The sequence below is a fragment of the Dyella sp. genome, assembly GCF_035277725.1.
Lineage (GTDB): Bacteria > Pseudomonadota > Gammaproteobacteria > Xanthomonadales > Rhodanobacteraceae > Dyella_B.
The window spans coordinates 21,328-35,527 of sequence record NZ_DATEJY010000079.1 but is presented as its reverse complement, the minus strand read 5'-3'; the positions used below and the strand labels follow the sequence as shown (position 1 = coordinate 35,527).

The window sequence follows — 14,200 nt, the reverse complement described above, 5'->3', positions numbered from 1 at the left end:
GATCGACCAGAGACTGAAGTGGCTCTGATATTCGACGTCGGTCATGCCGCCGTTACCGACTTCGAGCATGTCAGGGTCGTTGTAATGGCCGGGCGTGGCATAGCGATCCAGCACCACGTTCTGCTTAAAGTTCTTCAGCATCGAGGCGTAGCTGTCGCTGATGTCGCCGGTGGTGCGCCATGAGGCGGCGTCGACCGGCGGCTTGCCGGCCCACAGCCAGGGCTTGTTTTCGCCCCATTCGCACACGCTGAAGAAGATCGGCCGGCCGGTGGCGCGCAGTGCTTCGGCCATCGCGGTGTAGCGCTTGAGCGCATCGACCTTCTGGTTGTTGCAGTTGTCGTATTTCAGGTAATCCACATCCCACGACGCGAAGGTCGCGGCGTCCTGCTTTTCATGATTCAGGCCGCCGGGAAAGCCGCGGTTTTCCTGCAGCGGTTCGCAGGTGGAGGTACCGGCGCTGGAATACAGGCCGAACTTCAGCCCGTGCTGGTGGATGTATTCGGCCAACGCCTTGATGCCGCTCGGGAAGCGCTTCGGATTGGCTTGGAGGCTGCCGTCCTTGTCGCGCTGCCAGTTGGCCCAGCAGTCGTCGATGTTGACGTACTTGTAGCCGGCGTCACGCAACCCGAGACTGATGAACTTGTCGGCGATGCCGCGGATCATTTTTTCGTTGAACTCATCGCGGCAATGCGTGGAGTTCCAGTTATTGAAACCCATCTGCGGCGGCTGAGCTTGGGCGTCGGGTGCAGGAGCTGCGCCGGCCGCGATGGCGACCACGAGGGTGAGTGAAGCGGCAGTACGCCGCAGGGATGCAGGGGAAGCCATCATTGAATTTTCTCCACCACTGAAAAAGGACTTGATGATTGCCGAATCTCGCCTTGCCATGGGCTCCCCTGCATGCAGGGGCGGGACGGGATCAATGCTCCAAACTTAAGACTTTTCATTGCAAGAAGCCCCTTTTCGTCATTCCAGCGAAAGCTGGAATGACGGGCGTGGGCTTTCGGCGATTGAGAAACCTTAAGTTTGGAGCATTGCCCCAGCCCTCCCCTATTGCACGTAGGAGAGGGAGCAGGATGCCGCTGGTTGTCTGAAGTGCGGATTACCACGTGACTCATTTTGCCTGCTTTGTCGGTCCCAGCATCGGCTGCTTCAACGTATGCAACGTGGGTTCACCGTCAGTCAGCAGATCCAGCACCACCAACTGATTGCCACTAGGCTTCAACCATGCGCCAGGCACATACAGCGTGCGCTGCGGCCCGACGTTCCAGAAGCGGCCGAGCGGATGGCCATTGAGCCACACCACGCCTTTGCCCAGGTCTTTGGTATCCAGGAAGGTATCGGCATTGGCGTCGCCGGATGCCGGCGCATCGAATGTGGCGTGATAGATGCACGGTGCATGGTGGCATGCGCCCTGGGCGACCTTGACGTTCTCGTTGTCGGCAAAGGGCAGGGCATAGATCTGCCAGTCGAGCAGTGCTTGTCCTTTTAGCGTCACCGAGCCCACGATGCCCTTTCGCTCGTTGACCATCTTCTCGCCGAAGTTGATGCGGCCGTCGTTCTGCACCAGCAGATCGAGGGTGTCGCCTTTGGCGAGCTTCAGCTTGAGCGAATCCTGCTTCAGGCGACGGTCGAGCGTGCCCACGCGCTTGCCGTTGACATATACCAGCGCGTAGTCATGCAGCCCATCGATGTGCAACGTGCCTGATGCATCGGCATCGATGTGTTTGCGATAAAGGATGTCGCCGTAGGATTCCCCAAGCTCTTCCATGGTCTTGAGGTCATGCGACGCCGTGGGCGCAGGCAATGCATCCCACAGTGATTGCGATTCATCCAGCTTGATGTTGCTGATGGCCTGCGTCGTCGGTGTCGCCGGTACCGGTGGCGGCGTGCTGCCGGTAGTTTCGGCAATCACGTCGCGCAATGCGTAGTACTTCGGCGTGGGCCGGCCGCTTTCGTCCAGCGGGCTGTCGTAGTCGTAGCTGGTGACGTCCGGCTGGTAGCTGTCCTCATCCCAGTTGGCGCCGCTCATCCAGCCGAAGGAGGTGCCGCCGTGGAACATGTACAGGCTTACGGAATAGCCTTGTTTCAACATGCCGGACAGCTCGTTCGCCACTTTGGTGGCGTTGATCACGTAGTGCGGGCCGCCCCAGTGATCGAACCAGCCCACCCAGTATTCGCCGACCATGTACGGGCCGCCGGGTTGCCAGCTGCGCAGCTTGGGGAGTTTTTCCGGCGCATGGCCGACGCCGAAGTTGATCACCTTCGGCAGGTCGGGCAGCGATCCGTATTCAGGCGCGCTATCGGAGGTGTACAGCAGCGAGGCATCAAAACCGCTGTCGACGATGTCCTTGCGGATCTGCTGCAGATAGGGATCGTTGTCCTTGCCGAAGCTGCCGTATTCGTTTTCCACCTGCACGGCGATGATGTTGCCGCCGCGGTTGTATTGCAGGGGCGCCAGTTCCTGGCCGAGCCGATGCAGCCAGCGTTGCGCTGGCTGCATGAACTTCGGGTCGGTACTGCGGATGTGTGCGTCGCGGTCTTTCAGCAACCATGCCGGCAGGCCGCCGAGATCCCACTCCGAACACACATAGGGGCCGGGACGCAGAATTACGTACAGGCCTTCCTGTTGTGCTTCGCGGATGAACTCCGCTATGTCGTTCTGGCCACTGAAGTCGTAGTGGCCAGGCGTCAGTTCATGCGCGTTCCAGAACACATACGTGGTGATGGTGTTCAGGCCCATCGCCTTGGCCATTTTCAAGCGTGCCCGCCAGTACTCGCGGGGGACACGCGTGTAGTGCATGTCCCCGGCGATGATACGGAACGGTTTGCCGTTGAGCATGAACTGGCCATGTTCGATGGCCAGTCCGTGCGTGGCGTCAACCGGTGCAGCAAACGCATGGCTGGATAGAAGCAGGCCAAACCCGATACCCAGCGACATGCTTTTCAATACATTCATTGAAACCTCTCGTGTTGCATTGCCGATACGCCAGCCTTAGAACGTGCCGCGCACGCCCACGGTATAGACCGTGCCATCCGCTTCCGCGTAGAGGAAACGATTGGGATACACGGAGTAATCGTAGAGATGCGACTGCGTCAGGTTGGTGCCGGATACGAACAGCGAGACGTGGTTATTGAGCTTGTAGCTGGCGCTCAAATCCAGCTGGCCGTAGTCGGTTCGCGTGGCGGGTTGCGCACCGGATCCGTAGGAAAGGCTCTCCAGGTATTTGCCGCGCCAGTTATAAGCCAGACGTACCTGCCAGCGGCCTTTCTCGTAGTAGCCGCTGATGTTGGCCGAGTCGCCAATGCCCGGTACGGCGAACTTGCCGGAGGCGGCAATCGTGCCGGGACTCAAGTTGGCGCTGCTTTGCACGTGGGTGTAGTTAAACGCCATGCCAAGGCCATCAAACGGTGCCGGCAACACATTCTTGAACTGATAGTTGAAGGTCAGTTCCTCGCCGTAGATCCTCGCCGAATTCAAGTTGATCGGCTCGCTCAGCGACCAGGTCTGGCCGAGGAACGACACCGGCGTGCTCACGATCGTGCTGAAGTTGCTGACGTGCTTGTAGAAGGTTTCGAGGGCCAGATAGCTGGCGTCGTCGATGTACCACTCCAGCCCGGTGTCGAAGTTGGTCGACGTGTATGGCTGCAGATCAGGATTGCCGCGGGTGATCGTCAACGATTCCGGGCGAGTGCCGAAGGCGTTGTTGTAGTACAGGTTGCTCAGCTGAGGTGGTGTGAGGGTCTTGGACGCGGAGAAGCGGTAGATCAGGTTGTCGAGCAGATTGACCTTGAAGTTAATCGCCGGCAGCCATTTGTGATAACCGCCCGATGCCGATTGCGGCTGCAGCGGTCCGTACGCGACCTGGCTTGCGCTGGTGTCGTTCGGATCCACGTAGTAGCTGATGGGGGACTGGAAAATTGCCTGGGATTCAGAGTTGACGTGCAAGTAGCGCACGCCGACATCCAGAGCCCACGGCTTTTCCCACATCGTCCCTTCGAACACGGCTTTGGCGAACGCAGCCTTTTCCGTTTCCCGCACTTCATTGAAGCTGCCGGGGTTCACCTTCGCGCCGAAACTGCCGTACTGGGCAAGTGCGGCAAGCAGGGCGGCGCGCTTGTCGGGTGTCAATTGGTTGTAGGCCGCGGGCGTGGTCAGCCAGTTGTAATACGCCGGTACGTTGTACTGAATCCATTGCGTCGGCAACCCAGGCTGCGAAACGCCGCTGATCGGTGCCGGTGGCGTGTAGAGGTATGCACCGACGACATCCGCGGGTACATGTACGGCATAGCCACAGTACGCGTTGCACAGGATGCCGTCCGGCGTGGTTACCGACACTGACTTGTTGTAGTCGCGGTTTTCCTGGACGCCGAATTCAAGGTTGGACAGGATGCCGCTCTCGAAGCTCTTGGAGAAATTCAGCTGATACTGGGTGACGCCTTCGGTGACGTTGTTCGACTGGCCACCCATGTTGCAGCAGTGCGCATACAAATCGGTGAAGTTGGTGGTAGGCAGAATGTTGGTATAGCTCGGCGGCTGGCTATCACCATTGTTGGTCCAGGTCGGATTGACGCCGATATTGCGCGTGCCGATCACCGCGAAATAGCCGTAGGGGCTTTGCTTGTTCCAGGCCTTGGAGTTGGAGATGTCCAGGCTGATGGTGCTCGACGGGTCGACGTTGAAGGCCAGGTTCAACCCGTTCTGCATCATCTTTTCATCGCTCGGGTTGTAGGCGACGACGTAGTCGTTCGACATGACACCGGCGGGCTTTCGCACATAGTTCAACACGGTGCCGTTGGCATCGGTGGTAAGCGATTGGAGGTCGCTGGCATTGCCGTATTCGCCGAATTCGTGTTCGAACGGCTTGACGTCATAACCCGCATACAAGGTGTCGAACTTGACCGTCAATTGATCGATCGGAACCCAGTCGATCGAGGCGGTGACGTTCTTGCGCGTGCGTTCCTCGTTGAGCACGTTGTTCGCCAGCGTTTCGGGAATGGCGACATTGGTGTAATTCGGATTGCTGAGTCCGGACAGCTTGGAAATATCCTGGTTCGCGTACCAGGAGTTGGCCTGCGTATTGATCTGGATATCGTCGCGCTTGTAGTACTGCACGGAGGCCAGCACGCCGAAGGTATGCGTTGCATTGGTCCAGCCGGCCAGGCCCGATACCTTGGGCGTGGTCTTGCCGGCCCAGCTGCCGGTGAGGTTGCTGTTGACGCCAGCGGCGGAACCGGTTGCGTGGAAGCCGCTGAAGTCCAGCGGACGCGCGGTTTGAATATCCACGACACCGCCGATGTCGACTTCGGGAATATCGGCCGACGAGGTTTTGTTGACCTGCGCGAGGCTGATGATGTCGGCAGGCAGCACGTCGAAATCGAATGCGCGCGTACCGGACGCCGTCGCCATCTGGCGGCCGTTGACCGTCACCGCCACGAAGTCAGGGCCGAAACCGCGAATAGCGATCTGGCTGGATTCGCCGCCGCTGCGGTTTACCGATACGCCGGGCACGCGCTGCAAGGCGTCGGCGACGTTCGGGTCAGGAAATTTGCCGTTCTCTTCTGCGGAAATCGAGTCAACCACGTTGACCGCGTTCTGCTTGATCGATTCCGCGCGCTGGATCGCGGCGAGCTGACCGGTAACCGTGATCGCGGTGAGATTGGTGGCTTTTTTCTTGTCGGTCTTGTTCGTACCGTTGCCGTCATCCGTGCTGCCCGTGCCGGACGGCGCAGCTGCGGTGGTGGACGCTGCCGGCGCGCTGGTTTGCGCGTGTGCTTGTACGTTATAGCCGGCCAGACTGGCGATACCCATCGCCGCCAGTGCCAGACGCACCGAGTGCGCCATTGGATTGCGTTGCATCGATTACCCCTCCCGTTGGAACTACGTTGCCAACCACGAATAACGAATGCGATGTCGCTTGAAACGGTGCTGCACTTGCGTCGGCATGTTTCATGTCGACGTCGCACTCTCCCAGACTGGAAAACGTCATGGCCTGGAGGCCCCCCTTCAACGTTCGCCAGCCACGGTGCAAAACAAGGCTTGGTGCAAACTTCCCCGAAAAAACCAGGCCGTGTCTTGGACCGATTTCATTTGTCGTATTTTAAGATAATAAGATTGATTGACGGTCTACAAGTTGCGCCGCAACATTTTTTTAAGGCAGGAGAAAAGCCCATGTTTTGCGGGCTTTTTAGGGGCCTATGCTGGAAAAGTAGCCATGGCAGGCAAGCGACACGGGCGTGCGAGCGGCTGAAAATAGCGGAAACAAGCGTCGATGTGGGCGGGATATGAAACTTGATATGGCGCTGCGATTTTTTGTTATTTCGGCGAGAGCTGATGTTTGCATGCATGGAATAGATCAGAGCATCCTTAAAGGCACTGGATCCACAGCTTTCGCTGGGATGACGAACGAAGAGCTTTGTTTTCTTGTATCGCCGAGAGCTACGTTTTTGCATGGATCGCGATGCACAAAAAAACAAAAGCCCCGGAGGGGGCTTTTGTTCCTTGCAAAAACGTCGAGAGAAATTTACGGCGTGCCGCCGTGGCGAATCAATGCCATCACTTCATAGCAAGCGCCCATGGTGTGGTAATCCACCTTGCCGGCAGGACTCTTCTCGTCGCTGTACTTCTTGTTGTCCTGCGTAAGGATGCGATACCACGCCCCGTACGTGTGGTCGATGAAGTGTTCCCACGAGTACGCCCACAACTTCGTGTACCACTCGTCGTATTGCTTGTCATTGGTGCGTGCGTGCAGCAAGGCGGCAGCAGCAAGCGATTCGGCTTGTACCCAAAAATATTTGTCGCCGTCGCAAACGCTGCCGTCCGGCGCGAAGCCGTAGCAGATGCCGCCGTGCACCGGATCCCAGGCGCGCGCCAAGGCGGTATCGAACAGATGCTGCGCGGTGGGCACCAGCCATGCTTCGCTTTCACCGCGTTCCTGCAGCAGCGGTTCCATGATCATCAACAGCTTCGCCCACTCGGTCTGATGACCGGGCTGGAAACCCCACGGGCGGAACAGGTGCTTGGGATCGTCGCGGTGGTAATCCCAGTCGATGCTCCAATCCTGGTGGTAGTGCTCCCACACCAGGCCATCGGCGAGCTTGGCCTGGCGTTGCGTCATGGTGCGCGCAAGCGTGAGCGCGCGGTCGAGGTAACGCGGTTCCTTGCTGGCCTGATACGCGGCAAGCATCGCCTCGCACATGTGCATGTTGGCGTTCTGGCCGCGGTAGGTGCTGAACTGCCATTGCGGATCGGCTTCATCGCGATAGAGGTTCGCGTCCGCATCCCAGAAATGTTTTTCCAGCAGTTGCCAGGTTTCATCCATCCATGCGGTGACTTCTTTGATGCCAGCCTTCAGCGCGGTGGAGTAGGCGAGCAGCACGAAGGCCACGCCGTAGCAGTGATTGGTGCGGTCCTCCGGCTTGCCGTCGCGCAGCGTCCACGCATAACCGCCGGTGCTGGCGTCGCGATGCACGTCGCGCAGATAGCGCAGGCCATGATGCACGGCGTCGAGGTATTCCGGCTTGCCGAATTCGATCGCCGCCATCGCGTAGTTGAAGACGAAGCGTGTGCTGCTCACCAGGTGACGATGGCTGGCGTCGTAGACGGTGCCGTCGTCGCGGAAGTAGTGAAAGAAGCCGCCGTTCGGATCGATGGCGCGCGGATGATAGAACGCCATGGTTTGCGCGATGTGTTCGCGCAGGAAGGTTTCGGAACGGAAATCCGGTTGAGTTGGCGTAGTCATGCGTAGAGCCTGTCTGGTGTGTGCGTAGGTTGCCTGGTCGTTGAGCGGCCGTCAGGTGGTTGTGCGTGGCGCAGCGCACGTACGCTAGACAGGCTCATACGTCTCCATGAATTGAACGACCTCGGAGGCATGTGGCATGGCGGCGAAGGAGCCATGCCGCGTCACCGCCACGGCGCCGCAGGCGCTGGCAAAGCGCAGCGCGGCGTGCAGGCGCGGCAGCGTCGCTACCCAGGCATCGAGGTTGGCGGCGGTGATGTTCATCTCCGCGAACTGGTACAGCAGGCCGCCGACGAAAGCGTCGCCGGCGCCGGTGCTGTCGACCATCGGCACGTCATAGCAAGGCAATTCGCCTTGCGCGTCCGGATGGAACCAGCGCAGCGGGTTGGAACCATCGGTCACGATCAACAGGCGTGCGTTACCGGTCCAGAGGCGTTCGAGCATGGCGTCTTCGCCTTCGTTCGCCAGCCAGTCGAATTCCTCGGCACTGAGCTTCACCACGTCGGCCAGCAGCAGCGCAGGCCACACGTGTGGACGCGCTTCGACGCCCATCGGCCACAGCGCGGGGCGCAGGTTCAGATCGAAGCTCACCAGCGCGCCGGCTTCCCGCGCGCGGCGCATGCCGATCAGGGTGACGTCGGCGAGATCCGGATCGGTCATGCTGTTGGAGCACACGTGGAACACATCGGTGTTCTGGAACGTGTGCGGGCGGAAGTGTTCGGCGCGGAACAACAAGTCGGCGGAGGGCGGACGATAGAACGCGAAGCTGCGTTCGCCGCGGCTGTCCAGCGTCACGAACGCCAGTGCGGTGTTGGCCTCGCCGGTACGCACGACGTCGGCCGTATCCACGCCGGCCTGTTGCAGGCTGTGCAGCAGGAAATCACCGAAGCGGTCCATGCCCAGCATGCCGGCAAAGCGCGCATGGCTGCCGAGCTTGGCTACCGCCACCGCGACGTTGGCGGGCGCGCCACCGGCGAAGGGAATGAAGTGGCGTGCAAAGCCGTGGCCATCGCTGCCTTCGCCGTGCATGTCGATCAAAGCCTCGCCGAAGCAGAGGATGGAACGTTTCATCAAAGGACCCCAAGGTGTAATGCAAATCTGTTGTTAGAAAGATGCGCGGTGTTGAACGAGGAAGCGTGGTGCTCGATACGTTGTTCTCTCCAGCCGGCAGAGCTGCTCATCGATCTGGCTGGGAGAGTGGTTGAGGAGTACTTGCGAGAAGGCCGTAGGCAAGTACCCACCCGATTGCGCCCCTGCAAGCAGGGGCGCAATCCCATCACGGCGAGGCGGATGCAACCGGTGCGTTGCGAATGATCGAGCCTTTTATCCCGTAGAACACGATGTATCCGTAGCACAGCGCCGGCAGCACGAAGGCATGCTGGATGCCGATGCTGTCCGCCAGCGCGCCTTGCAGGAACGGCACCAGCGCACCGCCGACGATCGCCATGATCAGCAAGCTCGACGCCTTGCCGGTGAGCGGCCCCATGCGTTCGATGCCAAGCGAGAAAATGGTCGGGAACATGATTGAATTGAACAGCCCGATCGCCACGATGCTATACATCGCCGTGCTGCCGCTGGTGGTCATGGTGATGATCAACAGCAACACGTTGATGGTGGAGAACACGGCCAGCAGCTTGCGCGGCGAGAGCTTGGCCAGCAGCACCGAGCCGATGAAGCGGCCCACCATCGCGCCGCCCCAATAGAGCGACACGTAGTGCGCGGCGTCCTGCTCGCTCATGTGGCCGATGTTCGGCTCGGCGATGTAGTTGACCAGGAAGCTGCCGATCGATACTTCCGCACCCACGTAGAAGAAGATGCCCAGCACACCGAACAGCACATGCGGATAGCGCAGCGCATCGAGCAGGGTGTGATGACCGGTGTCGGCCTTGACGGTGCTTTCTTCCAGGGCCGGCAGGCGGAACAGCCAGACGAACAGCGCCAGCAGCACCAGCACCACGGCGAGGCCGAGATAAGGCATCTGCACCGACTGCGCTTCCTGCGTGCGATAGAGCAGCTGTTCGCTCGCCGAAAGGCTGGCGATGTCGGCTGAACTCTTCACCTGTGTGGAAAGAATCAGCAGGCTGCCGAACACCGGTGCGATGGTCGTGCCGAACGAATTGAGCGCCTGCGCCAGCGTGAGGCGGCTGGAACTGGTTTTCTCAGGCCCGAGCAGCGCGACGTACGGATTGGCCGCCACCTGCAGCAAGGTGATGCCGGTGGCGAGCACGAACAACGCGCCGAGAAACGCCGGATACCAGCGCAAGCCGGCTGCGGGCCAGAAACCCACCGCACCGATGCCGGCGATGATGAGTCCCGCGACGATGCTCTTTTTGTAGCCGAGCCGTCCCACCACCCAGCCCGCCGGCAGCGACATCAGGAAATACGCGCCGAAGAAGGTGAACTGCACCAACATCGCCTGCGCATAGTTCAGTTCGAACACCGCCTTCAGATGCGGAATCAGAATGTCGTTGAGGCAGGTGAGAAAGCCCCACATGAAGAACACCGTCGTGATGACGGTGAGCGCCATGGGGAAGTACGTGTAGCGGTTGTCGCTGGAAGCCGTCGACGATCCAGAGGACGGCGGAGTTACTGCGGTAAAAGCCATGATGGAATCCGTAATCAGGCGGCCGGCGGGCAACTGCTTGCGCGTATCAGCAGTTGCACCGGAGCAATGGTTTGACGTGGAGGAGGTGCAGGATCCTTGACGCGCTGCAGGATCAGTTCCGCGGCTTGCCGGCCGCGGTCGCGTGGCGTAACCGCCAATGTGGTCAGCGGCGGGGCGCTGACCGCGGCTTCGGCGATGTCGTCGAAACCGGTAAGGGCGAAATCGCGGCCCGGCTGCAGGCCGCGTTGATGCAGGCCGAGCATCAGGCCCAGTGCCACCGCATCGTTGTAGCAGACGGCCGCGGTTGGGGCTGTCTTGCCGTTGAACAGGTGCTCGCTTTGCGCCACCGCATCCAGGCGGTTGGGAATGCATTCCACCATCCAGCTGGGCTCGACGGTCAGGCCGGCGCCCTTCATCGCTTCCATGTAGCCCGCGCGGCGCTGGCGGCAGGAACTGGAACCCAGATGGCCACCGTAGAACGCGATGTGCTTATGACCCTGCGCAATCAGGTGTTCCGTGGCCAGCCGTGCGCCGCGCTGGTTGTCCAGGAACAGCCGATCCCAGTGATCGCACGCTGCCACGTCGCCGCTGACTTCGCGGTTGAACAGCAACAGCGGTGTCACCCCGCCGACGGCCGAAAGAATCTGCTGCGCATCGCTGCCCTCGGCGGGCGAGAGGATGATGCCGGCGGGCCCGTGCTCCATCAGCGAGCCGAGCACCGCCAGTTCGCGCTCGGTGGATTCACCGGTGCTACCCAGCAGGGTCACGTAACCGGTGTCGCCCAGGATCTCGTCCACGCCTGCGGCGAATTCCGCAAAGAACGGGTTGGCCAGGTCGTTGAGGACCAGCGCAATGCTCGATGACGTGCGCCGTCGCAGATTCGCCGCGGCGCGGTTGTACACGTAGCCCTGCCGTCGCAGTTCTTCCTCGACGCGCGCGCGCGTGTGTTTATTGACCAGCGGGCTGCCCCGCAGGACCAGCGAAACGGTAGCGCGGGAGACGTCGCAGCCCGCGGCAATATCGCTCAGGGTGACCTTGCGGCCGACCGGCGGTGTGTTCCCCATTTATGCCAGAACCTCGCCTTTATAACGATCCAAATGTACCCGAACCTGCGAAGTTGTGATCCTGCAATGCAGCATGCCAAGCCTCCGCCCCCAGTGGCCGGAGCCTATCGAACTTGAGTCGGCCGGGCTGCAAATCCGGCTGCGCGGCCCAAATTTCCGTCGGTTCTTGACCCGTAGCACCACTGTGGGCCTGCGAAACGCCGAAAATCTGGACCACGCAGCCGAATTTTCTCCTCGACCACTCAAATCCGATAGGCTCCACGTCCAGCGCCTTAGAACGATCCAAAGCGTCAACCCTACCTTTGGCCCTGTCCTGACAGGGACAAAATCCGCAGGATGGGGGTTTTGCAGACTCCCCAGCCTGCTTTAACCGAGCACATTAACAGGCCCCCCTCCAATGAACCATCGCCTGCTTCGTTCCGGTCTTTCCCTGTTGATCCTTGCCGCGCTGACCGCCGCGCCCGTTGCCTGGGCGGCCGAGCCGCATGCGGGCGAGGTTGATCCCCGCATCGGCACCGGTGGCGATGGCCACTTGTTCCCGGGCGCCACGGTGCCGTTCGGCATGATCCAGCTGTCGCCGGATACCGCGATGCCGGATTTCAAGCACGCCTACAAATGGGCGGCGGGCTATCAGTACAACGATCCCACCATCATGGGCTTCTCGCACACGCATTTCTCCGGTTCCGGCCACTCGGACCTGGGCGATGTGCTGGTGATGCCGATCGCCGGCGGCGTGAAGCTCGATCCAGGCGATGAGAAGGTGCCGGGCAGCGGCTATCGCTCGCGCTTCGACCACGCCACAGAGGTGGAGCAGCCCGGCTACTACGCCGTGACCCTGGCCGATGACGGCGTGCGTGCGGAACTCACCGCCAACCGCCGCGTGGGCTGGCATCGCTACACCTTTCCGGCAGGCAAGCCAGCGCACCTCTTGCTCGATCTGCGTCCCAGCATCTACGACTACCCCGGCAAAGTGCTGTGGTCGAATCTGCAGGTGCGTGCGGATGGCATCGTCACCGGTTGCCGCACCACACGCGGCTGGGCGCCGGGACGCGAGCTGTGCTTCGCCATGCGCTTCAACCAGCCGATGGCTTCGCACGAGCTCTACAACCGCGAAACCGATCTGGTCTACAAGGGCTTCAAGGGCCCGGGCTATCAACCGCAAGATGCGAATGCGCAGAATGGCCGCGCACTCGAAGGCGTGTTCGATTTTGGCGAACTCAAACAACCGTTGCTGGTGAAGGTGGCGGTGTCGTCGGTGAGCGAAGCCAACGCCATCGCCAATCTCGACCAGGACGGCAAGGGCTGGGATTTCGACGCGCAACGCCACGATGCGCTGGAAGCCTGGAACAAGGCGCTTGCGCCGATCGACGTGGAGGGTTCCAAGACGTTGCGCACGCAGTTCTACACCGCGCTGTATCACTCGTTGATGTCACCCAGCCTCAGCATGGACGTGAATGGCGAATACCGCGGCCCCGACTATCAGGTGCATCACGCCGACGGTTTCGATTTCTATTCGAGTTGGTCGGTGTGGGACGTGTATCGCGCGCAGCAGCCGTTGATGATCCTGCTGCATCCGGATCGCACCGTGGATTTCGTGCGCTCACTGCTTGCCGCGCAACAGGCCAGCCCGTTCCACATGTTGCCGGTGTGGGCGTACCAGGGCTTGGAAACCTGGTGCATGACCGGCTATCACGCCGTGGCGATCATTGCCGATGCCTATATCAAGGGCATTCGCGGCTACGACGCGGACAAGGCCATGAAGGCGATGGTGTCCACCGCGACCTATGGCGACTACGGTGCCCTGGGCGATTACATGAAGCTCGGCTACGTGCCCATCGACAAGGAAGTGGAAGGCGGTTCCAAAACGCAGGAATACGCCTATGACGACTGGGCCATCGCACAGATGGCCAAGGCGATGGGCAAGCACGATATCTACGACACCTTCGAGCAGCGCGCCACCAACTGGCGCCATGTGTGGGATCCGAAAACCGGTTTCATGCGCGCACGCCTGTCCAACGGCAAATTCCGCGAACCGTTCGATCCGACCAGCGCCGGCTACGGTGACGACTACACCGAAGCCAACGCGTGGCAGTACTCCTGGTACGTGCCGCAGGACGTGGCCGGGCTGATCACCGCGATGGGCGGCGACCAGGCGTTCACGCACAAGCTGGATGAGCTGTTCGACGCCAAGGTCGATCCCAGCATCTTCAAGAACGTGGAAGACATCACCGGCCTGATCGGCTGGTACGCGCACGGCAACGAACCCAGCCATCACATCGCCTACCTGTATGACTACGCTGGCGAGCCGTGGAAGACGCAGGCACGGCTGAAGCAGATCATGGACAACGAATACGGTCCGGGTCCGGCGGGCCTGATCGGCAATGACGACCTCGGCCAGATGTCCGCCTGGTACATCTTTACCGCGCTGGGCTTCTATCCGGTCACGCCGGCCAGCGACGAATACGCCATCGGCCGGCCGTTCGTGCCGCGTGCGGCCATTCACCTGAGCAACGGCCGCACCTTCACCATCACCGCCGAGCCGTTCGACGACGCGCATCCTTACGTCGGCCAGGTCACGCTCAACGGCAAGCCGCTGGATCGCGTGTACTTGAAGCACGCAGACATCCTCGCGGGTGGTGAGCTGCATTTCACGATGCAGGCGCAGCCGAACAAGGATTGGGGCAAAGACATGTCGGCGCGGCCGGCGTCAATGAGCCCGTACCGCTAGACCGTAGGCTGGCATGACAATCCCCGCACCGGAATGCTGAGCGGAAAGCTGGGATTGCCATCCTTGC

At 60.8% G+C, this 14,200-nt stretch carries 8 protein-coding genes; 1 reads left to right on the top strand and 7 read right to left on the bottom strand.

Annotation, left to right across the window (positions count from 1 at the left end):
• The 7 genes from VJR68_RS07765 to VJR68_RS07735 form a co-directional block, all read right to left on the bottom strand.
• Positions 1–828: glycoside hydrolase family 27 protein (locus VJR68_RS07765; RefSeq protein ID WP_324147091.1), on the bottom strand; the 828-nt coding region annotated here is incomplete at its 3' end.
• A 283-nt stretch (positions 829–1,111) separates the two neighbouring features.
• Positions 1,112–2,956 (bottom strand): beta-galactosidase family protein, encoded by a 1,845-nt coding sequence (locus VJR68_RS07760; protein WP_324147090.1) that lies wholly within the window; start codon positions 2,954–2,956, stop codon positions 1,112–1,114.
• 36 nt (positions 2,957–2,992) lie between these two features.
• Positions 2,993–5,857, bottom strand: coding sequence for a TonB-dependent receptor (locus tag VJR68_RS07755; RefSeq protein WP_324147089.1), 2,865 nt, complete (start codon positions 5,855–5,857; stop codon positions 2,993–2,995).
• A 664-nt stretch (positions 5,858–6,521) separates the two neighbouring features.
• Entirely contained in the window at positions 6,522–7,739 is a 1,218-nt protein-coding gene (locus VJR68_RS07750; protein WP_324147088.1) for an AGE family epimerase/isomerase, read from the bottom strand.
• Positions 7,740–7,823: 84 nt separating this feature from the next.
• Positions 7,824–8,807 (bottom strand): carbohydrate kinase, encoded by a 984-nt coding sequence (locus tag VJR68_RS07745; protein ID WP_324147087.1) that lies wholly within the window; start codon positions 8,805–8,807, stop codon positions 7,824–7,826.
• A gap of 205 nt (positions 8,808–9,012) precedes the next feature.
• Positions 9,013–10,263 (bottom strand): L-fucose:H+ symporter permease, encoded by a 1,251-nt coding sequence (fucP, locus tag VJR68_RS07740; protein ID WP_324147093.1) that lies wholly within the window; start codon positions 10,261–10,263, stop codon positions 9,013–9,015.
• A gap of 92 nt (positions 10,264–10,355) precedes the next feature.
• A complete protein-coding gene (locus tag VJR68_RS07735) occupies positions 10,356–11,405 on the bottom strand; it encodes a LacI family DNA-binding transcriptional regulator (protein ID WP_324147086.1) in 1,050 nt (349 codons plus the stop codon).
• Positions 11,406–11,802: 397 nt separating this feature from the next.
• On the opposite strand from VJR68_RS07735, the gene VJR68_RS07730 reads away from it, so the two are divergent.
• Entirely contained in the window at positions 11,803–14,133 is a 2,331-nt protein-coding gene (locus tag VJR68_RS07730) for a GH92 family glycosyl hydrolase (protein WP_324147085.1), read from the top strand.
• The last annotated feature ends 67 nt before the right edge of the window (positions 14,134–14,200 follow it).

Coding starts and splice junctions, on each gene's coding strand:
- VJR68_RS07760 (WP_324147090.1), bottom strand. CDS start 2,956: ATGAATGTATTGAAAAGCATGTCGCTGGGTATCGGGTTTGGCCTGCTT.
- VJR68_RS07745 (WP_324147087.1), bottom strand. CDS start 8,807: ATGAAACGTTCCATCCTCTGCTTCGGCGAGGCTTTGATCGACATGCAC.
- VJR68_RS07750 (WP_324147088.1), bottom strand. CDS start 7,739: ATGACTACGCCAACTCAACCGGATTTCCGTTCCGAAACCTTCCTGCGC.
- VJR68_RS07730 (WP_324147085.1), top strand. CDS start 11,803: ATGAACCATCGCCTGCTTCGTTCCGGTCTTTCCCTGTTGATCCTTGCC.
- VJR68_RS07755 (WP_324147089.1), bottom strand. CDS start 5,857: ATGCAACGCAATCCAATGGCGCACTCGGTGCGTCTGGCACTGGCGGCG.
- fucP (WP_324147093.1), bottom strand. CDS start 10,263: ATGGCGCTCACCGTCATCACGACGGTGTTCTTCATGTGGGGCTTTCTC.
- VJR68_RS07735 (WP_324147086.1), bottom strand. CDS start 11,405: ATGGGGAACACACCGCCGGTCGGCCGCAAGGTCACCCTGAGCGATATT.